Source organism: Kitasatospora sp. NPDC059722 (genome assembly GCF_042733235.1).
Classification (GTDB): domain Bacteria; phylum Actinomycetota; class Actinomycetes; order Streptomycetales; family Streptomycetaceae; genus Kitasatospora.
The window spans coordinates 24889-47831 of record NZ_JBHWGD010000055.1 but is presented as its reverse complement, the minus strand read 5'-3'; the positions used below and the strand labels follow the sequence as shown (position 1 = coordinate 47831).

General features: G+C 73.9%; 16 protein-coding genes. 14 read left to right on the top strand and 2 right to left on the bottom strand.

Features of this window, described 5'->3' with window-relative positions:
- Window positions 1-20: 20 nt before the first annotated feature.
- Entirely contained in the window at window positions 21-2132 is a 2112-nt protein-coding gene (gene malQ, locus ACFV4F_RS29420) for a 4-alpha-glucanotransferase (RefSeq protein ID WP_380506943.1), read from the bottom strand.
- 425 nt (window positions 2133-2557) lie between these two features.
- On the opposite strand from malQ, the gene ACFV4F_RS29415 reads away from it, so the two are divergent.
- Complete coding sequence (locus ACFV4F_RS29415) at window positions 2558-6565, top strand: beta-N-acetylglucosaminidase domain-containing protein (protein WP_380506932.1); 4008 nt, start codon at window positions 2558-2560, stop codon at window positions 6563-6565.
- Window positions 6566-6702: 137 nt separating this feature from the next.
- Here the strand turns inward: ACFV4F_RS29415 and ACFV4F_RS29410 are convergent, their stop codons facing one another.
- A complete protein-coding gene (locus ACFV4F_RS29410; RefSeq protein ID WP_380441976.1) occupies window positions 6703-7347 on the bottom strand; it encodes an HNH endonuclease in 645 nt (214 codons plus the stop codon).
- Window positions 7348-7804: 457 nt separating this feature from the next.
- Between ACFV4F_RS29410 and ACFV4F_RS29405 the strand changes: the two genes are divergently transcribed.
- The 13 genes from ACFV4F_RS29405 to ACFV4F_RS29345 all read left to right on the top strand — a co-directional run bounded on the left by ACFV4F_RS29405 (window position 7805) and on the right by ACFV4F_RS29345 (window position 22890).
- Complete coding sequence (locus ACFV4F_RS29405) at window positions 7805-8983, top strand: mechanosensitive ion channel family protein (protein ID WP_380441974.1); 1179 nt, start codon at window positions 7805-7807, stop codon at window positions 8981-8983.
- 345 nt (window positions 8984-9328) lie between these two features.
- Entirely contained in the window at window positions 9329-10519 is a 1191-nt protein-coding gene (locus ACFV4F_RS29400) for an ROK family protein (RefSeq protein WP_380506929.1), read from the top strand.
- Between the two features lie 129 nt (window positions 10520-10648).
- Window positions 10649-12004, top strand: coding sequence for an ABC transporter substrate-binding protein (locus ACFV4F_RS29395; protein WP_380441970.1), 1356 nt, complete (start codon window positions 10649-10651; stop codon window positions 12002-12004).
- Between the two features lie 46 nt (window positions 12005-12050).
- Window positions 12051-13049 carry a carbohydrate ABC transporter permease gene (locus tag ACFV4F_RS29390; RefSeq protein ID WP_380441968.1) on the top strand — a complete coding sequence of 333 codons (999 nt, stop codon included), beginning with the start codon at window positions 12051-12053 and terminating at the stop codon, window positions 13047-13049.
- A gap of 37 nt (window positions 13050-13086) precedes the next feature.
- Window positions 13087-13986, top strand: coding sequence for a carbohydrate ABC transporter permease (locus tag ACFV4F_RS29385; protein WP_380506926.1), 900 nt, complete (start codon window positions 13087-13089; stop codon window positions 13984-13986).
- Window positions 13986-15287, top strand: coding sequence for a 6-phospho-beta-glucosidase (locus tag ACFV4F_RS29380; protein WP_380441964.1), 1302 nt, complete (start codon window positions 13986-13988; stop codon window positions 15285-15287). Before ACFV4F_RS29385 ends, ACFV4F_RS29380 begins: the two co-directional genes overlap by 1 nt.
- Window positions 15288-15582: 295 nt before the next feature.
- The gene (locus ACFV4F_RS29375; RefSeq protein WP_380441962.1) at window positions 15583-16602 is read left to right on the top strand and encodes an N-acetylglucosamine kinase; all 1020 of its coding nucleotides are present in this window, start codon (window positions 15583-15585) and stop codon (window positions 16600-16602) included.
- Window positions 16603-16796: 194 nt separating this feature from the next.
- Window positions 16797-17423 (top strand): hypothetical protein, encoded by a 627-nt coding sequence (locus ACFV4F_RS29370; protein WP_380506923.1) that lies wholly within the window; start codon window positions 16797-16799, stop codon window positions 17421-17423.
- A gap of 64 nt (window positions 17424-17487) precedes the next feature.
- Window positions 17488-18060: a hypothetical protein gene (locus tag ACFV4F_RS29365; RefSeq protein WP_380506920.1), complete on the top strand. Its 573-nt coding sequence runs from the start codon at window positions 17488-17490 to the stop codon at window positions 18058-18060.
- Between the two features lie 103 nt (window positions 18061-18163).
- Complete coding sequence (locus ACFV4F_RS29360) at window positions 18164-18703, top strand: hypothetical protein (RefSeq protein ID WP_380506917.1); 540 nt, start codon at window positions 18164-18166, stop codon at window positions 18701-18703.
- Window positions 18704-18705: 2 nt separating this feature from the next.
- The gene (locus ACFV4F_RS29355; RefSeq protein WP_380506914.1) at window positions 18706-19878 is read left to right on the top strand and encodes an MAB_1171c family putative transporter; all 1173 of its coding nucleotides are present in this window, start codon (window positions 18706-18708) and stop codon (window positions 19876-19878) included.
- Between the two features lie 1319 nt (window positions 19879-21197).
- A complete protein-coding gene (locus ACFV4F_RS29350) occupies window positions 21198-22379 on the top strand; it encodes an MFS transporter (protein ID WP_380441953.1) in 1182 nt (393 codons plus the stop codon).
- 61 nt (window positions 22380-22440) lie between these two features.
- On the top strand, window positions 22441-22890 hold the full coding sequence (locus ACFV4F_RS29345) for an SgcJ/EcaC family oxidoreductase (protein ID WP_380506912.1): 450 nt from the start codon (window positions 22441-22443) through the stop codon (window positions 22888-22890).
- Window positions 22891-22943 lie beyond the last annotated feature (53 nt).

The following is a 22943-nucleotide window of genomic DNA, read 5'->3' as shown; positions in this document are numbered from 1 at the left end:
TTTTCCAACTTACCCGGGGCTTATGGGGTGGCGCGCGTCGGGGTGGGCCTCATGGGGCTCCGGGCAGGGGTGGGGGCCAGGAGGTGGGACAGGAAGGGGGCGGCGGGGGTGGTGGCGAGGGTTTCCAGGGTCACCGGGTGGCCGGCGCCGTCGGCGATCGGGAGGCGCCAGTTCGGGTACTGGTCCCATGTGCCGGGGAGGTTCTGCGGGCGCGGGTCGCCGACCAGGTCGGGCAGCCACACGCCCACCAGCCCGGCCCCGGTGGCGCCCAGGAAGCGGTACAGCACCGGCATCGACAGCGGCTCCCCCGGCGCCAGCAGCCCCAGCCGCGTCAGCGCCGCCCGCCACTCGGCCAGCTCCGCCGCCGCCTCCGCCTGCTCGTCCCCCAGCGGCCGGGCCAGCAGCCCCAGCCGGTGGCGCAGCTCGACGTGTTCGCCGGAGAGCCGGGCCGCCGTGCTGGGCAGGTCGTGGGTGGTGAGGGTGGCCAGGCAGCCGCGCCGCCAGCGGTCCGGTGGCAGGACCTCCCCGCCGGCCGCCCAGTCCCGTTCGAACCACAGCACGGACGTGCCGAGGATCCCGCGCTCGGCCAGTTCCTCGCGGACGCCCGGCTCGACCGTGCCGAGGTCCTCGCCGATCACCGCCGTCCCGGCGCGGTGCGCCTCCAGCGCGAGCACGCCGAGCATGGCCTCGGCGTCGTACCGGACGTACGCGCCCTCCGTCGGCGCGTGTCCCTCCGGCACCCACCACAGGCGGAACAGCCCCATCACGTGGTCGATCCGCACCGCGCCGGCGTGCCGGGCGGCGGCCCGCAGCAGTTCCGCGTACGGGGCGTAGCCGGCGGCGGCGAGGGCGTCGGGGCGCCAGGGCGGCAGGCCCCAGTCCTGGCCGTGGGCGTTGAAGGCGTCCGGCGGGGCGCCGACCGAGATGCCGCCCGCCAGCACGTCCTGGAGCACCCAGGCGTCGGCGCCGTCCGGGTGGACGCCGACCGCGAGGTCGTGGATGAGGCCGACCGGCATGCCGGCGCCGTCGGCGGCGGCCCTGGCGGCGGCGAGCTGCTGGTCGACCTGCCAGGCGAGCCAGCGGTGGAACTCGACCCGGTCGGCGAGCTCCTTGCGGGCGCGCTCGGTCCCGGACCCGTCCGGGTGGCGCAGCCCCTTGGGCCAGGCGTGCCAGTCGGGGCCGTGCTCCTCGGCGATCGCGTTCCACAGCGCGTACCGCTCCAGCCACTCGCCCTCGCGGCGCAGGTAGGCCCGGTACGCGGCGTCGCGGCCGGTGCCGCGCGGGACCTCGTGCAGCAGTTCCAGCGCCTCGCGCTTGAGCGCCCAGACGGCGTCCCGGTCGATCAGGCCGTCGTGCGCGAGCACTTCGGCGCGGAGCCGGGCGGCCCGGCGGCCGAGTTCCTCGGCCTCGGCGCGCTGGTCGCCGACGAGGTAGGCGTACTCGGGGACGGCTTCGACGCGCAGGTGGACGGGGTCGGCGAAGCGGCGGGAGGAGGGGCGGTACGGGGACGGGTCGGAGGGGGCGCCGGGGAGGCCGGCGTGGAGGGGGTTGATCTGGACGAAGCCCGCGCCGAGGTCGGCGCCGGCCCACTGGGCGAGGTCGGCGAGGTCGCCGAGGTCGCCCATGCCCCAGGACCGCTCGGAGAGGAGGGAGTACAGCTGGGCGAGGAAGCCCCAGCTGCGGGTGGGGAGTTCGGGGAGCTTGTCGGGGGCGACGACGAGGGCCGCGCGCGCCGTGCCGCCGGCGCACTCGGCGGTGAGGACGTGCCGGCCGAGGGGCAGGTCGGCCGGGAGCCAGTGGGAGTGGCCGCGGGGCAGTTCCCACACGCCGCCGTCCTCCAGCTCGACGTGGAGGCGGGCGTCGGCGGGGACGTCGAGCGCGGTGCGGCGCCCCTGGCGGACGACGACGCAGGGCGGCAGCAACCGGGCCTGCTGCTCGGCCCGGTGACGGTCCAGCGCCGCCCGCACCTCCTCCGGCGTCCCGGCCTCGACTCCGAGCGCCCGCAGCACCGCCACCAGTGTCCGCGCGCCGACCGGCACCCCGCCGGGCCCCGGGTCCTTCGGATCGACCCCGTGCGCCTGTGCCAGCGCCACCAGTTCGGGTGGCGGGGCCGGAGCGTCCTGCGCCGGCACCTTGAGCCCGTCGGCTCCGTCACGGTCGAGATAAGCGGCCACTCGCGGCTCCTGCGATGTCTCGGCAACGCCAGTTCGGGACGACCACAGTCCTACCCGCGTGACGGCCCGATGACGCTGCGCGACACGAGCGCGAGCGGTCGACCGGCCGTCAGGAGGGGCCGGGGAGGGGGAACGGCGCGGCTGCGGGGGTGGGCAGAGGCGCGCGTCGAGAAAGGGACGAGGAGAGCGCAAGGGCGGCGAGCGGTCGACCTGCCGTCAGGAGGACCGGCCGCCCCGGGCGGTTCTGCTGGTGGGAGGGATGACCCGGGGGGGGCACGGTGATCAATTGGGCAAAGTGGACATATCTGACGACGGCGTTGACACCGGGTTGGGTAGCTGGTGGGGTTGCGGCGATGTGGTCCAGGCCTGGCGAGGAGGCTCCTGTGCAAGCCCGAGTTTCCGTAGCGGCCGGGCGGCGGCTGCGGCAGCAGTTGGAGCAGAGCTCCGCGCTGCGCGATGTCCTGTACCACCCCGCGGCGCTGGCGGCCCGGCGGGCCACCGCGCGGACGTGCCGTCAGCTGGCGCCGAAGACGGCGGACCGGCTGATCGCCGACCTCAAGGGGACGGAGCCGCTGCTGGCGTCCGTGCGCGCCGAGCGAGCGGCCGGGAGCCGCGCGCCGGGGCGGCGGGCGCTGCAGATCGCGGCCGGGGTCGCCGCGGCGGCCGTGGTCGGCGGGCTCCTCGCGGGGCCGGTGCCGTCGGCGGCGGCGTACGCGGGGGTACCCGGGCCGGATGTGGTGAGCACCGCGCCGCAGACGCCGCTGGGGAGCGTGACGAACCCGCAGGTGTTCCCGCGGCCGCAGGAGCAGACGGTGGCCGGGAAGCCGGTCGTGGTGCCGGCCGCGGTGACGCTGGTGACGGCGCCGAAGGCGGACCACGGCGCGGTGGACGCGGTGCACGAGGTGCTCGGGATCGCCGGGGCCACCGACTTCACCACCGTGTCCGACGTCGACGCCCCGCCGGCCGCGGGCTCGCTCGTCGTGTACGTCGGCGGGCCGGCCGAGGGCGCGGGCGGCGCGGTGGACCGGGCGCTGCGCGACCTGGCCGCCGCGGGCGGGACGAAGGACGGCGCCGCGCCGTCGCTGATCGGGATGCCGATCGGCGGCTACGTGCTGACGGCCGGCCAGCTGCCCGCGCAGGGCGGCGGGACGTACGGCGCGGTGGTGCTGGCGGGCGCGGACGCGGCGGGCACCTTCTACGCGGCGCAGAGCCTGCGGCAGTTGCTGGCGGCGGTGCCGGCCGGGCAGGGGCAGAACCAGGCGCCCGGCGCCTCGGGGCTCGGCCTGCCGGGGATCACGCTGCGCGACTGGCCGTCCGGGGCGCCGGTGCGCGGCACCGCGGAGGCGTTCTACGGCACGCCGTGGACGGCGCAGCAGCGGCTGGACCAGGTGGAGTTCCTGGGCCGCTCGAAGCAGAACTTCTACCTCTACGCACCCGGTGACGACCCGTACCGGCTGTCGCGCTGGCGCGACGCGTACCCGGCGGACAAGACGGCCGAGCTGCGCGAGCTGGGCGGCCGGGCGGCCGCCAACCACGTGACGCTCGGGTACGCCGTCGACCCGGGGCAGTCGTTCTGCTTCAGCTCGGGCAAGGACGTGGACGCGCTGGTGGCGAAGCTGGACGGGCTGCGCGCCCTCGGCTTCTCCGCGTTCCAGCTGCAGTTCCTGGACGTCAGCTACGACGAGTGGCACTGCTCCGACGACCGTTCGACGTACGGCACCGGGCCGGCCGCCGCGGCCAAGGCGCAGGCCGCGCTGGCCGCGAAGGTGCAGGACCGGCTGATCTCGAAGAACCCGGGCCTGGCGCCGCTGTCGATCGTGCCGACCGAGTACCACCAGTCGGGTTCGACGCCCTACCGCAAGGCGCTCGCGGACGCGCTGCCGGCCGGGGTGCAGGTGGCGTGGAGCGGGGTCGGGGTGATCCCGGAGAAGATCACCGGCGCTCAGGCCTCGGACACCGCGGGCCTGTACGGGCACCCGCTGGTCACCATGGACAACTACCCGGTCAACGACGCCAACCCGGACCGGCTCTACCTCGGCGCCTACACCGGGCGCGACCCGGAGGTGGCGAGCCGTTCGGCGGTGATGCTGACCGGGGCGATGCAGCAGCCGGTGGCCTCCCGGATAGCCCTGTCGACGGCCGGCGACTTCGCCTGGAACCCGGCCGCGTACAAGCCGGACGAGTCCTGGCAGGCCGCGCTGCGCACGATGGCCGGGCCGACCGGCGCCTCCGCGACCCCGGCCGGGTCGGCGCTGGCGGCCGTCACCGCGCTGGCCGGCAACAGCTCGTCCTCGCCGCTGTCCAAGCAGGAGTCGGGCTACCTGACCCCGCTGATCGACAGGTTCTGGGCGACCGCCGAGCCCACCTCGGGCGCGGCCCCCGACCTCGCCAAGCTGATAGAGGCCGCGGGCCCGCTGCGGGAGGCGTTCGGCGCGATGGCCTCGGCCCAGGAGACGCTGGCCGGCACCGCGGCGACGTCCGCGCTGGCCGCCGAGGCCGGGCCGTGGCTGGCGCCGCTGCACGGGTACGGGCTGGCCGGGCAGGCCGCCCTCGACATGCTGCTGGCGCAGCACGGCGGTGACGGCGCCGCCGCCTGGAAGGCCCGGGTGGAGCTGAACCGGCTGCGCGAGCAGCTGGCGCAGAGCCCGGCGACGATCGGCGCGGGCGTGCTCGGCCCGTTCCTGGAGCACGCGCTGCGGGCCGCCGACAACTGGGCGGGCGTGGTCAGCGGCGGCATCAGCCCGACGACGACGATGGGCTCCGCGCACGACCACCTGCCGGCGCTGATGACCGACGGCCAGGCCGACACCTTCTACTGGAGCTCCGCTCCCCCGCAGCCGGGCGACTCGGTCGGCGTGGACCTCGGCTCCGGGCGCCCGGTCAGCGGCGTCACCGTCCTGATGGGCGGCTGGGGCGACGGGCCGGACGCCCAGAGCGCCGTGGACGACTACATCCGCGACGGCGTGCTGGAGTACTCGACCGGCGAGGGCGGCTGGAAGCAGCTGGCCGTGGTGAAGAACCAGAAGACGGTCAGCGCCCAGGTGCCCGCCGGCACGGTGGTGCGGGCGGTGCGGCTGCGCGCCACCGCCGCCCAGAAGACCGCGGTGGCGGTGCGCGAGTTCACCGTGACGGCGCCGGACGAGGCCCCGGCGAGCGTCTCCGGCGGACCGGCCGCGCTGCCCGGCTCCTCGGCGGCGGCGGTGCTGGACGGCAACCCGGACACCGCCTACCGGGCGGCCAGCGCGCCGACCGCGCAGGACGAGCCGCTGACCGTCGAGCTGGGCGCGGCCCGGCCGGTGGACCGGCTCACCGTGCTGACCGACCCGAGCGTGAAGGCCACCGCGACCGTGTCGCTGCGGCGCCCGGACGGCACCTGGTTCGACATAGGGACGATCAACCCGGGCTACAACGAGCTGCCGGCCGGCGGCCAGCCCGCCGACGCGTTCCGGCTGACCTGGAAGCCGGGCGGCGACCCGCCGGTCGTCAACCAGGTGATCCCCTGGTACGCGGACGCCCCCGCGGCCCGGCTCACCCTGGCCGACCCGTCCCTGGACGTCGTGACCGGCGCGGCCGCGCCCGCCCAGACCCAGGCGACGGTCACGGCCGGCCGCCCCGAGGGCACCACCGGCAGCCTGCAGGCCGACGTGCCGGCGGCGGCGAAGGGCCTGACGGTGGCGCCGGCGGCCGGGGTGACGGTGCCGCGCGGCGGGAAGGTCGGGGTGCCGCTGCTGGTCAGCGCCGCGGCCGGGACGCCGTCCGGGACGTACCAGGTACCGGTGCAGTACGTGGCCGGCTCGACCGTCGTCAAGCAGGTGCTCCAGGTGCACGTGGTGCCGCCGACCGGCGGGGCGGACCTCGCGCTCGGCGCGAAGGCCACCTCCTCGGGCGACGAGACGGCGAACTTCCCGGCCTCGAACATCGCCGACGGCGACCCGAAGACCCGCTGGTCCTCGCCCGCGCAGGACAACGCCTGGGTGCAGCTGGAGCTGCCGCAGGCCGTCCGGCTCGGTGCGGCGGTGCTGCACTGGCAGGCCGCGTACGCCGCGTCGTACAAGATCCAGACCTCGTCGGACGGGGTCACCTGGACGACCGCGGCGAGCGTGGACAACGGCAAGGGCGGCGACGAGACGGTGCGCTTCGACGCCGCGAACGCCAAGTTCCTGCGGATGCAGGGTGTGACCCGGGCCACCAAGTACGGCTACTCGCTGTGGGGGATCGAGCTGTACGCCGTGACGCCGCCCGCGCAGCCGCAGCCGCCGGTGGCTCCTCCGGCGCAGCCGGGGACCCCGGGCACCCCCGGCACCACGCCCGCGCAGCAGCCGCAGCCGCAACCGGGACAGCCGGCCGCGGGACAGCAGCCGCCGGCCGCCGGGACGCCGCCCAAGCAGTAGTCCGTGCAGTGGCCCGTGCAGTGGTCGCCCGCGGGGCGGCCGTACACACGGCGGGCCGCCGTGCTCCCCGGTGGGGTGCGCGGCGGCCCATGAGGCGTACCGAGATGTGACGGGGCAGGCCCTTGTGGAGCTCTGGTTCAGGCGGAGAGCGGTTCGGGCTGCTCGCCGCGGCGGACTGGGGCGGCGTGGGCGCCGTGCGCCCGGCCGATCGGGACCGAGTGGTTGGGCTCGGTATGGTCGTGGTGCTCGTACTCGCCCCACTGCGGGGCGCGTAGTTGGTCGCCGCCGCCGTACGGCTCCAGGTAGGGCCGCCAGCGGGGGTCCTTGATGCCGGTGCCGATGATCCGCCAGGCCAGGCCGGAGGGTGGCGCGGGCGGGCGCTTCATGCGCCAGCCGAGTTCGGTCAGGTGGCGGTCGGCCTTGGTGTGGTTGCAGCGGCGGCAGGCCGCCACGACGTTGTCCCACCGGTGCTGGCCGCCCCGGCTGCGCGGGATGACGTGGTCGACGCTGGTTGCGGCGGCCCCGCAGTAGACGCAGCGGCCGTGGTCGCGGGCGAACAGCGCCCGGCGGGTGAGCGGGACGGGCCCGCAGAACGGGACCCGGACGAAGCGGGTCAGGCGGACGACGGACGGCGCCGGAAGGGCGCTGGTGGCGCTGTGCAGAGTGACTCCGGTGTCCTCCAGGCTGACCGCCTTGTGGTTGAGGACCAGGATGAGTGCGCGGCGCATCGATACGACGCCGAGTGGCTCGTAGGACGCGTTGAGGACCAGGACATGCGGCACGGATGCCTCCTTGGACGCCTGCGGCGCGTGGCTCGCGCCGGGACGAGCGGTTGGATCACCCAACGGGTGAGTGATCTCCCCCAGTGTCGCCTTACGCCTTCGTACGGCGCCACCACTCCTGTGTAACGGACCTGACGTGATCTCCGGGTGTGGTTTCCGTCATACCCGATATGCCCGGCGGAAGGTCGGGTTGCACCAGGGCCCCCGGTAGGAGCCCTTCCGCTTCCCCCCGGGGGGACTGCTCGGCCGGTCGGAGCAGTGGTGGGGCCGCCTCCCGGGGGTGCCGGAGCGGTGCCGAGGCGGTGCCCGGACGGGTGCGCGCGGGAGCGCACCGGGGCGTTGACGGGGCGTCCGGGGCGGCCCGCGCGCCGTTCGGCGGGTCCGGTCGGGTGTTCGGTGCCCGCTAGGCTGGGGCGACGGTCCGCGGGTCGGGCTCGCTGCGGCACGGGACCGGGCAATGCCCCCTGCAAGGAAGGTCCCGCACGTGTTCCGCTCCGGCGTCCTCGGCCTCGCCGACGCGTCCTCCCAGTCGACGACGCCGTCCCCCGGCCCGACCGCGCCGCAGGTGCCGCAGCTCGACCTGCGGATCCCGACGAGCGCGCAGGAGGTCTCGGACACCACCAAGCAGGCGGCCAGCTGGTTCGACACCCACTGGCAGTCCTGGCTCGCCGCCGGGGTGCGGATCGTCTTCATCATCGTGCTGGCACTGGTGCTGCGCGCGGTGGTGCGCAAGCTCATCACGCAGCTGATAACCAGGATGGCGCGCGCCCACGAGAGCGCCGAGGAGCACGGCCGCATCGGCGGACTGCTCGCCAACACCGGGGTCGTCAACCCGGAGCGGCGCCAGCAGCGCTCGGAGGCGATCGGCTCGGTGCTGCGCAGCGTCGCGTCCTTCGGCATCCTCGGCACGGCGGCGCTCATGGTGCTCTCCGCGCTGGGGGTGAACCTGGCGCCGCTGCTGGCGAGCGCCGGTGTGGCCGGTGTGGCGATCGGTTTCGGCGCCCGCAACCTGGTCACGGACTTCCTCTCCGGCGTCTTCATGATCATGGAAGACCAGTACGGCGTCGGCGACGAGATCGACACCGGGGTGGCCGCCGGCACGGTGCTGGAGGTCGGCTTGCGGGTGACCAAGCTGCGCGGCGCGAACGGCGAGATCTGGTACATCCGCAACGGCGAGGTGAAGCGGATCGCCAACATGAGCCAGGGCTGGTCCACGGCCACCGTGGACGTCCAGGTCGGGTACAAGGAGGACCTCCTCCGGGCCGAGGACCTGATCCAGGAGACCGCCGAGGCGATGTCCAAGGAGGCTCCGTACGACGAGCTGATCTGGGAGCCGGTGTCGGTGCTGGGCGTGGAGTCGGTCGCGGCGGACTCGGTGGTGGTGCGGATCGAGGCCAGGACGGCGCCGGGCAAGGCGGCGATGGTGGCGCGGGCGATGCGCCAGCGGCTGAAGGCGGCCTTCGACCACGCCGGCATCAAGGTCAAGGAGGAGGCGGCGGCCACGGGCGTCGCGATCGCCGCGGCCCCGGACCCGTCGCCGCCGTCCTCGCTGGCCGACCCGACCTCGGCGCGCTACAAGGCGACCGAGCCGATACCGGCACCGAAGCCGCCGATGGACGACCTCGCCAAGCCGTAAGCCGCCGACGGACGACCTCGCCGAGCCATAAGCCGCCGATGGACGACCTCGCCGGGCCGTAACACCCCTTCGCAGCGGCCGGGAAGGCCAGGACACGCGGACGAAAGCCCCGCTCCCACCGACGTGGGGGCGGGGCTTCGTGCTGCCCGGTAACGCTTCGGCATCCACCGCCCGGCGGGCCATTGACACTCCGCCGACGCTGACCGTACGGTCCTTCCCAAGCGACTGGAAAGTTTCCTAACAGTTCGCACCGTGGACCCGGGACACCCCCCGGGCGCTCCCCGGACACCCCCGGGAGTTCCCCCGGGTACGCCCCCGACCTGCCGGAAGAGGAGGATTCTGCGCGTGACCAAGACCACCGCCAAGGCCCCCCTCGCCGGCACCCCCAGCCTGCTGCGCGCCATCAACGACCGCGCCGCCCTCGAACTGCTGCTGGAGAACGGACCGCTCTCCCGCACCCAGATCGGCACGCTCACCGGGCTCTCCAAGCCCACCGCCTCCCAGCTGCTGGCGCGCCTGGAGGCGGCGGGCCTGGTCCTGCCGGTCGGCACCACGGCGGGCGGGCCCGGGCCCAACGCGCAGCTGTACCAGGTGAATCCGGCCGCCGGGTACGTCGCCGGGGTGGACGTCACGGCCACCGGGATCCGGGTCGCCGTCGCCGACATCACCGGCAGCACGCTCGCCGAGCACGTCGTGCCGGTGAAGGGCGCCCCGGCCGCCGGGACCGTCCCCCGGGTCGCCGCGGCGGTCGCCGACACGGTCCGGGCGGCCGGGATCGGCGAGGGCGCGCTGCACACCGTCGTGATCGGCGTCAGCGGCGCACCCGACCCCGTCACCGGCAAGCTGCGCTACGCCTCCCACCTGGCCGGCTGGCACTCGCCGACGCTCGTCGAGGAGCTGACCGGGGAGATCGGCGCCCCCGTGTCGATCGAGAACGACGTCAACCTCGCCGCCGTCGCCGAGCAGGCCTCGGGCGCGGCGCGGGGTTCCGAGGACTTCGTCCTGCTGTGGGCCGGTGCCGGGATCGGCGCCGCGATCGTGATCGCCGGGCGGCTGCACCGCGGCTTCACCGGCGGCGCCGGTGAGGTCGGCTACATGCCGGTGCCCGGCTCGCCGGTCGTGCGGGACGTGCGCCGCCGCAACTTCGGCGGGTTCCAGGACCTGGTCGGCGCGGCCGCCGTCCGGGCGTTGGCCCGCGAGCACGGGCTCGGCGCGCCCACCGCCGAGGAGACCATCGCCAAGGCCCTGGCGACCCCGGGCGCCGGCGAGGAGTTCCTCCGCGAACTGGCCGGCCGGATCGCCGTCGGGCTGGCCGTGATCGTCGCCGTCGTCGACCCCGAGCTGGTGGTCCTCTCCGGCGGCGTGCCGAGCGCCGGCGGCGAACATCTGCGCGCGCTCGTCCAGGAGGAGCTCGCCCGGCTTTCGATCGCCCGCCCGGAGGTGCGCAGCAGCACCCTCGCCGGTTCACCCGTCCTGCTCGGCGCGCTCCAGCGCGCCCTGGCGGCCGCCCGCGAGGCGGTCTTCTCCACCCACTGACAGCCCCCTGCCCCTGCCGACTCCCCCGACTCCCCCTGCGATCCACCCCTGCACCCACCTCTCCCCAACCCCCGACCGCGGGCGACGAGGCAATGACGCCTGCCCGCGCACCCCCAGGAGGACCTCGAAGTGCACCCCACCACCTCCCGCAGAGGCCGCCGCACGATCGCCGCCGTCACCGGCAGCGCCGTCCTCGCCCTGCTCGCCACCGCCTGCACCGGCAGCAACGACGCCGGCGGCAGCGACGACTCGGCGAGCGGCAAGGACGTCACCATCACCTTCTGGCACGGCTGGAGCCAGGACAACGAGGTGAAGGCGATCAACGACAACATCGCCGCCTTCGAGAAGGCCCACCCGAACATCCACGTCAAGGCCGTGGCCAACATCGCGGACGACAAGGTCAACCAGGCCCTGCGGGCCGGCGGCGACGACGCGCCGGACGTGGTCTCCTCCTTCACCACCAACAACGTCGGCATGTTCTGTTCGACCAAGGCCTTCATCGACCTCAACCCGCTGCTGAAGAAGAGCGGCATCGACGCCGCCAAGACCTTCCCGTCGGCGATGCTCAACTACACGCAGTTCCAGGGCAACCAGTGCACCCTGCCGCTGCTCGGCGACGCCTACGGCCTCTACTACAACAAGAAGGCCTTCGCCGCCGCCGGCATCACCGCCCCGCCGAAGACCTTCAGCGAGTTCGCCGACGCCGCGGCCAAGCTCACCGTCCCCGACGGCGACGGCTTCAAGCAGCTCGGCTTCATGCCGGACTACCACGGCTACGAGTCCACCACCGAGCACTTCCTCGGCCAGTACGGGCCGGCGTACTTCGGTGCGGACGGCAAGTCGGCCGTCGCCTCCGACCCGAAGGTCGCCGCGATGCTCACCTGGCAGAAGGGCCTCGTCGACAAGCTCGGCGGCTTCGACAAGCTGGAGAAGTACCGCTCCACCTTCGGCGAGGAGTTCAGCGAGAAGAACCCCTTCCACACCGGCCAGGTCGCCATGGCCATCGACGGCGAGTGGCGCACCAACTCGCTCGCCGAGAGCAAGCCCGACTTCGACTGGGCCACCGCCCCGTTCCCGGTGCCGGACGACCAGGCCGCCACCTACGGCCGCGGCTACCAGACCGGCACCGTCATCGGCATCGCCCGCAGCAGCAAGAAGCAGGCCGCCGCCTGGGAGCTCGTCAAGTACCTGACCACCGACACGGACGCGGTCGTCGGCTTCGCCAACGCGATCCACAACGTGCCGAGCACCTTCGCCGCGCTCGACTCGCCCAAGCTCAGCGGCGACCCGAACTTCAAGACCTTCCTGGACATCGCGAAGAACCCGAACTCCGGCACCACCCCGGCCAGCGCCAACGGCGGCGCCTACATCGTGTCGTTGCAGAACCTCGGCTACGCGTACGAGTCCGGCAAGCAGCCCGACCTCGCGGCCGGCCTCGCCGCCACCGCCAAGGAGATCGACGCCGCCATCGCCCAGGCGAAGTAACCGGCCCGGCACGGCAGTCCGAAGAACACGGCACTCGGAGCACCCCATGGCACTCGCGTTCGGCACCCGCAAGGGCACCGGACCCGCCGACCCGGCGGCGCACTCCACGCAGCACCTGCTGCGCCGGAAGCGCCGCCGGGAGGCGGCCCGCACCCTCGCGTTCCTCTCCCCCTGGCTGATCGGCTTCGGCGTCTTCTTCCTGTACCCGCTGATCTCCACCGTCTACTTCTCCTTCATGAAGTACGACGGGTTCTCGGCCCCCGCCTTCAACGGGCTGAAGAACTGGGACTACGTCTTCAACCACTACCCCTTCTTCTGGCAGGGCCTGCGCAACACCCTCTGGCTCGTCGTCGTCATGGTGTCCCTCCGGGTGCTGTTCGGGCTCGGCATCGGGCTGCTCATCACGAAGATCAAGAGCGGCGTCGGCTTCTTCCGCACCGCCTTCTACCTGCCCTACCTGGCCCCGCCGGTGGCCGCGACCGTCTCCTTCGCGTTCCTGCTCAACCCCGGCACCGGCCCGGTCAACCACTTCCTCGGCGAGCTCGGGCTCCCGCAGCCCGGCTGGTTCGCCGACCCGAACTGGTCCAAGCCCGCGCTCACCATGCTCGCCATGTGGGGCATCGGCGACCTGATGGTGATCTTCATGGCCGCCCTGCTGGACGTGCCCAAGGAGCAGTACGAGGCGGCCGAACTCGACGGCGCGGGGCCGCTCCAGCGCTTCCGCTACGTCACGCTGCCGAACATCTCGCCGATCATCACGTTCGCCGTGGTCACCGGCGTGATCCAGACCATGCAGTACTACACCCAGGCGATCGTCGCCGGGCGCGTCGCCAGCGGCATCGCGGGCAACTCCGGGCAGCAGTTCGAGCCCGGCTTCCCGCAGGGCTCCACCTGGACCCTGCCGCAGATGGTGTACAACCTCGGCTTCCAGCGCTTCGACACCGGCTCCGCCTGCGTCGTCGCCCTGGTCCTGTTCGCCATCGCGATGGCCGTCACCTCCCTCCTGCTGCGCCGCCGCTCCGGCTTCATGGCGAGCGAGGACTAGCGGACCAGCGGATCAGCGGATCAGTGAGGACCCGTTCATGACTCTCAGCACCCCCGTACTCGCCAAGGCCTCGTCGCCCTCGGGACGTTCGGCCGCCTCCGCGGCCGCCCGGCGGCGCGCCGCGCTCAACTGGGTGGCCGTCCACGCCCTGGGCGTCGCCGCCGCGCTGTTCTTCATCCTCCCGTTCGTCTTCGCCTTCCTGACCTCCGTCATGACGGACAGCCAGGCGCTCACGACGAACTACTGGCCCACCTCCTGGCAGTGGGGCAACTACACCAAGGTGTGGGAGGCGCCCGGGTTCCTCACCTGGTGGCGCAACACCCTGGTCTACGCCGGCGCCGGCACGCTGCTGACCGTCGTCTCCAGCCTCCCGGTCGCCTACGCGCTCGCCAAGTTCCGCTTCCGCGGCCGGAAACTGGCGCTCATGGCGGTCATCTCGATGATGATGCTGCCGCCGCAGGTCACCATCATCCCGATGTACCTGTTCTGGGCGAAGCAGATGCACCTCACCGGCACCCTGTGGCCGCTGATCATCCCGATGGCCTTCGGCGACGCCTTCTCCATCTTCCTGCTGCGCCAGTTCCTCACCACCATCCCCAAGGAGTACATCGAGGCGGCCCGGATCGACGGCTGCGGCGACCTGCGCACCCTGCTGCGCGTCGTGCTGCCGATGGCCAAGCCGGCCATCGCCGCCGTCGCCCTGTTCCAGTTCTTCTACTGCTGGAACGACTACTTCGGCCCGCAGATCTACGCCAGCGAGAACCACGCCGCCTGGACGCTCTCCTACGGCCTGGAGTCCTTCAAGGGCGCCCACCACACCAACTGGAACCTCACCATGGCCGCCACCCTCCTCGTGATGGCACCGGTGATCCTCCTCTTCTTCTTCGCGCAGAAGGCCTTCATCGAAGGCGTGACACTGACAGGGGTCAAGGGCTGATGTCCGCAACCAAGTCCGTACTCAAGCTGGCGATCGTCGGCGGTGGTTCGACGTACACCCCGGAGCTGATCGACGGCTTCGCCCGGCTGCGGGACACCCTGCCGATCGGCGAACTCGTCCTGATCGACCCGGCCGCCGAACGGCTCGAGCTGATCGGCGGGCTGGCGCGGCGCATCTTCGCCAAGCAGGGCCACCCGGCGGTCGTGTCCACCACGACGGACGTCGCGGCCGGCGTCGCCGACGCCGACGCCGTCCTGCTCCAGCTGCGCGTCGGCGGCCAGGCCGCCCGCAACCAGGACGAGACGTGGCCGCTGGAGTGCGGCTGCGTCGGCCAGGAGACCACCGGCGCCGGCGGGCTCGCCAAGGCGCTGCGCACCGTCCCCGTCGTGCTGGACATCGCCGACACCGTCCGCCGGGCCAACCCGGACGCCTGGATCGTCGACTTCACCAACCCGGTCGGCATCGTCACTCGGGCCCTCCAGGAGGCCGGGCACAAGGCCGTCGGCCTGTGCAACGTCGCGATCGGCTTCCAGCGGAAGTTCGCCGCGCACCTCGGGGTGGCGCCGGAGCTCGTCCGGCTCGACCACGTCGGCCTCAACCACCTCACCTGGGAGCGCGGCGTCACCCTGCTCGACGCCCCCGGCGCGGCGGGCGGGCGGGAGGTGCTGCCCGAGCTGCTCCGCGACTTCGGCAAGGAGATCGCCGACGACCTCCACCTGCCGCAGGCCGTCGTGCAGCGCCTCGGCGTCGTCCCGTCCTACTACCTGCGGTACTACTACCAGCACGACGAGGTCGTCGAGGAGCTCAAGGCGCAGGGCTCGCGGGCCGCGCAGGTCGCCGAGATCGAGCGGCAGCTGCTGGAGATGTACGCCGACCCCGCCCTCGACACCAAGCCCGAACTGCTGGGCAAGCGCGGCGGCGCGTTCTACTCCGAGGCCGCCGTCCAGCTCATCGCCGCCCTGCTCGGCACCGACGGCGGCACCTCCGTCCAGGTCGTCAACACCCGCAACGACGGCGTACTGCCCTTCCTGCCCGACGACGCCGTCATCGAGGTGCCGGCCGAGGTCGACGCGGCCGGCGTCCGCCCGCTGCCGCAGCGGCCCGTCGAGCCGCTCTACGCCGGGCTCGTCGCGGCCGTCACCTCGTACGAGCACCTCGCCCTCGACGCCGCCCTGCGCGGCGGGCGCGACCGCGTGTACGACGCGCTGCTCGCCCACCCGCTGGTCGGCCAGTTCGACCTCGCCGACCGGCTGACGGACCGGCTGCTCGCCCACAACCGCGAGCACCTCGCCTGGGCCTGACGTCCGGGGCGCCGGGCGGTCGCGCTCGTCCTGACGTTCGGGCGTTCTGGCGTCCTGACGTCCGGGTGTTCGGGCGTGCAGGCGTCCGGGCATCCGGGCGTGCAGGCGTCCCGGGCCCGCTGTGACGGCCCGACGTCCGCGCCCCGGCGTCGCCGTGGACGGCCCGGCCCGCGATATGAGGGTGTCGCGGGCCGGGCTCCGCGAGCGGACCGCCCACCCCCCGGCCGGGGCACCACCGGCCGGGCCACCCGGCCGGGCACCCTCGGCCGGGCCACGTACGAGTCGCGGGGACCTGATGACCCACCAGCCCGAACCACTCCTGCCCGGCGTGCTCGCCATCGACGCCGGCAACTCCAAGACCGACGTCGCCCTGATCGGCGCGGACGGCACCGTCCTCGGCACCGCCCGCGGCGGCGGCTTCGCACCGCAGAAGATCGGCGGCGCGGCCGCCGTCGCCGGCCTCGCCCCGCTGGTCGAGGAGGCCGCGCGCGCGGCCGGGCACCCCACCTGGACCGGCCGGCTGACCACCCATGTCAGCGCGTGCCTCGCCAACGCCGACCTCCCCGTGGAGGAGGAGGCGCTGCGCACCGCGCTGGAATCCCACCCCTGGGGCGTCAGCAACACCGTCGTCAACGACACCTTCGGCCTGCTGCGCGCCGGCACCGACGGCCCGCGCGGCGTCGCCGTCGTCTGCGGCGCCGGCATCAACTGCGTCGGCCTCCTCCCGGACGGCCGCACCGCGCGCTTCCCCGCCCTCGGCGAGCTCACCGGCGACTGGGGCGGCGGCGCCAGCCTCGCCGGCCACAGCATGTGGCACGCCGTGCGCGCCGAGGACGGGCGCGGCGGACCCACCGCCCTCGCCCGGGCCATCGCCGAGCACTACGGGCTGCCCAGCGCCGGCGCCGTCGCCGAGGCCGTCCACCTCGGGCACCTGCCGGCGGCGCGGCTGCACGAGATCGTCCGGGTGCTGTTCGCCGTCGCGGACGCGGGGGACCCGACCGCGCGGGAGCTCGTCGACCGGCAGGCCGACGAGATCGTCCGGCTCGCCGTCGTCGCGCTCACCCGGCTGCAGCTGCTCGACGCGCCCGCCCCGGTCGTGCTCGGCGGCGGGGTGCTCGCCTCCCGGCAGCCGCTGCTCCTCGACAACGTCACGGCACGGCTCGCGAAGGCCGCGCCGCTGGCCGAACCCCGGGTCGTCGTCGCGCCTCCGGTGCTCGGGGCGGCCCTGCTCGGGCTCGACCACCTGGGCGGCGACGCACGGGCGCAGGCGCGGGTGCGGGAGGCGTACGAGGCCGGGCGGCCGGTCGCGGTGTGAACCGGCCCTGAGCCTCCGGTCGTCCTGGCCTTCCGGCCCTCTTGAACTTCCGGCCCTCCTGAACTTCCCGTCCCCGTCGGGTCCGCACATCCGACGGGGGCGGGAACCGCACCCCGGCCCGCACACGTGTAACCGGATGTCCGCGTCCACGACCGGATGTACACGTCCGCCACGTTGCCGGGGAGACTGGTGCCATGGCCACGCCCCGCATCCTGCTCACCGCCGTCCTCTCCTGCACCGCCGTGGCCCTCACCGTCGCCGGACTCGCCTCCTGCACCCCCGTCGACGAGCACCCGACGGCCGTGAGCGCGTCCAGCGAGTCCGGCGGCCCGGACGACGACCCCGGGGACGCCGGCGACCCTGGGGACGCCGGTGACGACGCCGTCGAGGCGGTCCCCTCACTGCCGTCCGCCCCCGCCACGTGCTCGCCGGCCGGCGAGCACCCCGGGCACACCGTGCTGCTCGTCGTCGCCGCGGACCCGGCGGACCCCGCAGGGGCGGCGGACGCCGCGGGCGCCCTGGACGGCCCCGGGCTCACCGCCCGGGCCACCCGGTACCTCTGCTCGCCGAACCGCTTCGAGCCCGTCGGCCGCCCGATGCACTACTCCTTCGCCGCCGCCGGCGTCGACGCCGCCCTCGTCGACCGCCGGAACGGCGACCCCGCCAAACCGGTGCCGCTGCCAGAACTCCTCACCCACCTCGACGACTGTCTCGCCGCCCGCCCTCCTGCCACCCCCTACGGCTGCTACGGCAACACGTACGACGTCGTCCTCGACTCGCACGGGCGCATCATGCGGATCACGGAACTCGGCCGCCCGTAGGGATTCAGCGGGCCGGGCCCCCGCGATAGGTTGGTGCCCCGGATCGATCGGAGGGGCGGGTGACGTGCGCGAACACGAGCCGGACGGCGCTGACCACCCCGTCGTCGACCGCCCTGGCGCTGACCACCCCGCTGCGCCGGAACACCCGCCGCGCCGCGCCCGCGCCATCGCCGACAAGATCGACCACCTGATCTCCCGCGACGCCGCCCGGGCCGCCGGACGCGCCCCCACCTACCGCGAACTCGCCGACCGCATCAACACCCTGGCCGGACGCGACGTCATCTCCAAGGACACCATCCGCAACCTCCACCACGGCGTCACGCAGAAGGGCCAGAGCCCCAACCCGACCGTCGACACCCTCGACTGGCTCGGCCGCGGCTTCGGCATCCGGCAGGGCGCGGCCTACTTCCTGGACGACCACAGGACCGCCGACGTCGACGAACAGCTCGACCGCCTCGACAAGTTCGGGGACCTCCGGCAGGCCCTCGGCAACTCCGGGGTGGTCAGCCTGGTCAAGCGCGCCTCGGGACTGTCCGACAACAGCCTGAACATGCTGCTCGTCCTCGCCGAACGGCTCAAGACCCTGGAGGAAGGGGCGTCGGGAGCAGACGGCCTCAGCGGCTCGGACGCGAACTGAGGCCCTCCGCCTGCTCGTGTGCCCGCCCGCCCGCATGTACGCCCGCTCGCCTGCACGTGCGCCCGCTCGCCGATCGCCGCCGACTGAAGGAACGTTTTCCCGCATGCCACTTCCCCGCGGCCTCCGCAGGCGCTGCGAGAACATCCTCGGCGCCCTCGACCTGCCCGTGCCGTTCACCGTCGAGGGCTTCCGCGCCTCGCTCGAACGCCACCGGGGCCGGCCGATCGCCATGGAACCCCTGCCCGCCCTCGGCCACGACGCCCCCTGCGGACTGTGGATCGCCCTCCCCAGCATCGACGTCGTCTTCTACGAACGGCACACCACCCCCGCCCACCAGGACCTCATCAAGCTCCACGAACTCGGGCACGTCGCCTGCGAGCACACCGGCGTCCTCGAACTGCGCCACCTCACCGGTCTGTTGCCGGACCTCACCCCCGAATTCGTCGCCCGGGCCCTCGGCCTGGCCCGCACGAGCTACACCACCGTCGAAGAACAGGAGGCGGAGATGATAGCCCTGCTGCTCGCCGACCTCGCGGGCACCGACCGCGCGCGCACGGAATCCTCCCAACGGCTCGTCGACAGCATGCTCAGCCCGGTCGAACCCCTCCGGCGCGGGCGGCGGTCCGCGGGAGGGCGAGGCTGAGGATGCTGCGCTCCGTCTTCGAGATCCTCGTCCCCGCCCTCCTGTGGACCGCCGTCGCCTGGCGCGCGCCCCGGGCCTTCCGCTCCCCCGCCACCCGCGCCCTCTGGGGCACCGTGGCCGCGATGGCGCTCGCGCTCACCACCCGGCCCGCCCCCGTCGCCCGCCTCCTGGAGGACGGCACCGGGCTGCCCGAGGTGTCCGTCCTGATCAAGCACCTCCTCGGCATCGCGGCGGCGACCTGCCTGCTCGACTACGTCTTCGCGATCCACGGGAAGCCAGGGACGGGCATCCGCTCGGCGAAGGTCCGGCACGCGGCGGCGGCCGTGGCGTGCGGGGTGATGGCGGTGCTGTCGGTCTTCTTCTTCAAGCACGAGCAGATCGGGCCCGACGGCATCGACGCGCACTACGCCGACCGGCCGGTGCAGCTCTACCTCACCGTCTACTACCTGTTCTTCTTCGCCTCGACACTGCTCGCCTCCCGGCTCTTCTGGTCGAACCGGCTCAACGTGCCCCGCGGCCTCCTGCGGACGGGCGTCCGGCTGATGGCGGCGAGCACCGGGACCGGGGCGGTGTACGTCCTGTACCGGGTGTACTACATCGCGGCGCACACCGCCGTCGCACACGACCCCGTCACCGGGAAACCCGTCCCGCCGTACGACCCCGTCGGCGAGCTCCTGCCGGCCACGGCGGCCGTCCTGCTCGTACTCGGCCTCGCCATGCCGCCCCTGCGGACGGTGAGCCGCTACGTCCGCGACCAGCACGCCATGTGGCGGCTCCACCCCCTCTGGGCCGACCTCGTCGCGGCGGCGCCGCAGGTCGTCTTCGGCACCCCGGCGGGACGGGTCCGCAACCTCTTCGCCCTCGGCGACCGCTCGCTGGACGTCGCCCACCGGGCGTTCGAGATCCGCGACGCGGCACTGGCCCTGCGGGACGGCCTGCCGTCCTCGGCCCCCGGCACGGGCGCGGCGGTCGCCGCGGTCGCCGCGGTCGCGCCGGGCGACCGAGCGCGCGCCGAGGCCGCCTGGTTCCACGCCGCCCTCCACCACCACACCACCGGCCACCCCCCGGCCACCGGCATGCCCCCCGAACCCGCCCACCCCGGCGGCGCCACCCCGCAGGAGGAGATCACCTGGCTCCTGAAGGTGGCCACCGCCTACCGCCGCCTACCCACCTGAGACCGCGCGCAGGAGGTCGGGCCGACCGACTTCTGGCGCCCGCCCCCTGGGAATCGAACGAATCAACACCACACCACCCGGGGCCATGCAGCACACAGAAAGTCGCCCAAGTCGACCTCCCGAATGCGAATCCACACAGAACCGCCCGGGGCAGCGAAGGCTGGTGCGCGAGAAGTCGGCCCCGTCGACTTCTCACGCCCGCCCGCTGGGGCCAGGCAAATCGACGCGGAGCCACCCGGCACAGCGGCGCACAGGAAGTCGAGCCCGTCGACTTCTCGTACCTGGCCGCTGGGGGCCAGGCGAAGCGACGCGGAGCCACCCGGCACAGCAGCGCGCAGGAAGTCGAGCCCGCCGACTTCCCGCGCCCGGCGAATAGAAGCAGCTCCACCCCGGGGCGCCAGCGGGCGGAGTGGAGGCGCCCGCACAGGAAGTCGGCCAAATCGACCTCCCACGCACCCTGCACACCCGTCCCAACCGACGGCCGCGCGCCCGCAGGCCAGCGGGCACAGCCACCCAGGCCAACAGTTGGAAGCAACACGGTCGGAAAGCGGATCCTGCCGGACACAGGAAGTCGAGCCAATCGACTTCCTGTGTCCGGTGGTTGGGGGCTAGGCGAATCGACGCGGCACCGCTGGCGGCAGGGTGACGCGCGGAAGATCGGGCCAGTCGACTCCTCATGCCAAGCCGTTGAGGGGGCAGGCGAAGCAACGCGGGACCACCCGGGGCAGGGGCACGCAGGAAGTCGAGCACGTCGACTTCTCACGCCCGGCGATTGGGGGCCCATGAGCGGAGCGCTGACGAAAGGTCGGCCTCATCGACTTTTCGTGCAGAGCGTGCAGAGTAGGTGGAACCGACACTGCCGGACGCGGAGCCGTTGGCGAGGTGGGGCGCAGGAAGTCGGGCCCACCGACTTCCTGCGTCCGGCGATAAGGGGGTAGACGAAGCGACGCGGGGCCGGCTGGGGCTGAGGTGCGTAGGGAGTCGAGGCGGCCGACTTCTCACGCCCGGCGATAAGGGGGTGGACGAAGCGACGTGGGGCCGGCTGGGGTCGCGGCGCGCAGGAAGTCGGGCACGTCGACTTCTCACGCCCGGTGATATGGGGGCGGACGAAACGACGCGGGACCGCCTGGGGCCGCGGCGCGTAGGACGTCGAGGCGGCCGACTTCTCGTGCCCGGTGACAAGGGCACGGGTGAAGCGACGTGGGGCCGGCTGGGGCTGCGGCGCGGGGGAAGTCGGCGTGGGCGATGTTTTGCGGGTGGGGTGTCCATTGGGTGGGCGGGGGTGGCCGGGGTGGGGGTGGTCGGGTTGGGTGGGCGGTATGGGTGATGGGCGGCGGTGGGTGGTGTTGGTCGTCGGGATGGTGGCGATGGCCTCGGGGTGTGCGTTCCAGTTCGGGTTGCCGTACCTCATTCCGGCCTTGCGGGCGGGCGGGTTGTCCCTGGGGCAGGCGGGGTTGGTGGCGGCCTGTCCCACCATCGGGTTGGTGTTGACGCTCGCGGCCTGGGGTGCGGCGGCCGACCGCTGGGGGGAGCGGTGGGTGCTGGCGTCGGGGCTCGGGGTGGGGGGCCTGGTGCTGCTGGGGGCGTCGGCGGTGCACGGGACGGTCGGGTTGGCGGTGTGCTTCCTGGTCGCGGGGGCGGCCGGGGCGTCGGCACACGCGTCGAGCGGGCGGTTGATCCTCGGGTGGTTCCCGGCGCGGGAGCGCGGGTTGGCGATGGGGCTGCGGCAGACGTCGCTGCCGTTGGGGGTCGCGCTGGCGGCCCTCCTGCTGCCACCGTTGGCCGCACACGGACGGTCCTTGGCGCTGGCGGTGCTCGGGGCGTTGAGTGTGGCCGCGGCACTGCTGGTCGTCGTGCTGGTGCGGGACCCGGCGCGGGTCGGGGGCGGCTCCGGGGAGAAGCGCGGGAACCCGTACCGGACGCCGGTGTTGTGGCGGCTGCACGGTGCGGCGACCCTGCTGGTCGTGCCGCAGTTCACGGTGTCCGTGTTCGCGTTCGTGTTCCTGGTGGAGGAGCGCGGCTGGTCGCCGTCGACGGCCGGTCCGGTGCTGGCGGGTGTGCAGGTGGCAGGGGCCGGGGCGCGGTTGGCGGCCGGGTGGTGGTCGGACCGGGCGGGGAGCCGGACGGTGCCGATGCGGCGTCTGGCGCTGACGGCGGCCGGCGTACTGGCGGTGCTGGCGGCGGGGGCGTTCGCGCACTCGGCGGCGGCGACGGTGGCGTTGATGGCCGCGGGCGTGGTGACGGTGTCGACGAACGGGCTGTCGTTCACGGCGGTGGCCGAGTACGCGGGCGGTTCGTGGGCGGGCCGCGCGCTGGGGGTGCACACGACGGTGCAGAACGCGGTGGCGGCGGGCGTCGCTCCGACGGCCGGTGCGTTGATCGGCGTGACGGGCTACGCGTGGGCGTACGCGGCGGTGGTGGCGTTCCCGCTGGTCGCGGCGCTGGTGGTGCCGGGGCCGGACTCCTTGCGCGGGACGGCACTTGACCTCAAGGGCGCTTGAGCTCATCGAATGGTCGCATCCGATCCGTCGATGCGACGGGCGAGAGGCGAGAGGTCAGGTCATGACGAACGACGTGCTGGTGGTGGGGTCCGTCCCGGAGGACGTGCGGCGGGCCGCGACCGGGGTGGTGAAGGCGCTGGAGCGGGCGTTCAACGAGAAGGACGGGGACGCGCTGGCCGCGCAGTTCGCGCGGCGGACGTCGTGGTCGAACGCCCGCGGCCTGCGGCTGGACGACCGCGCGTCGATCGCCGAGTTCAGCGGGCCCGCGCTGAAGGGGTTCCTCGCGGACTCCTACGCGCGCTACGACGTCGTCAAGCTGCTGGAGATCGCGCCCGACGTCATCGCGGTGAACGTCGCCCAGCAGCCGACCGACCGGGCGGGCAACCCGGTCGACGGCGTGCGCGGGGCGACGCTCTACATCGTCGCGCGGCAGGACGAAGGCTGGCGGATCGTCGCCGGCCAGAACACGGCCGTCGAGCCGCCCGCCGCCGAGCCGCCCGCCGGCAACTGACGTGAGGCGCGAGAACCCCGGCCGGGAGGACCAACCCGGCCGGGGCCCCGACG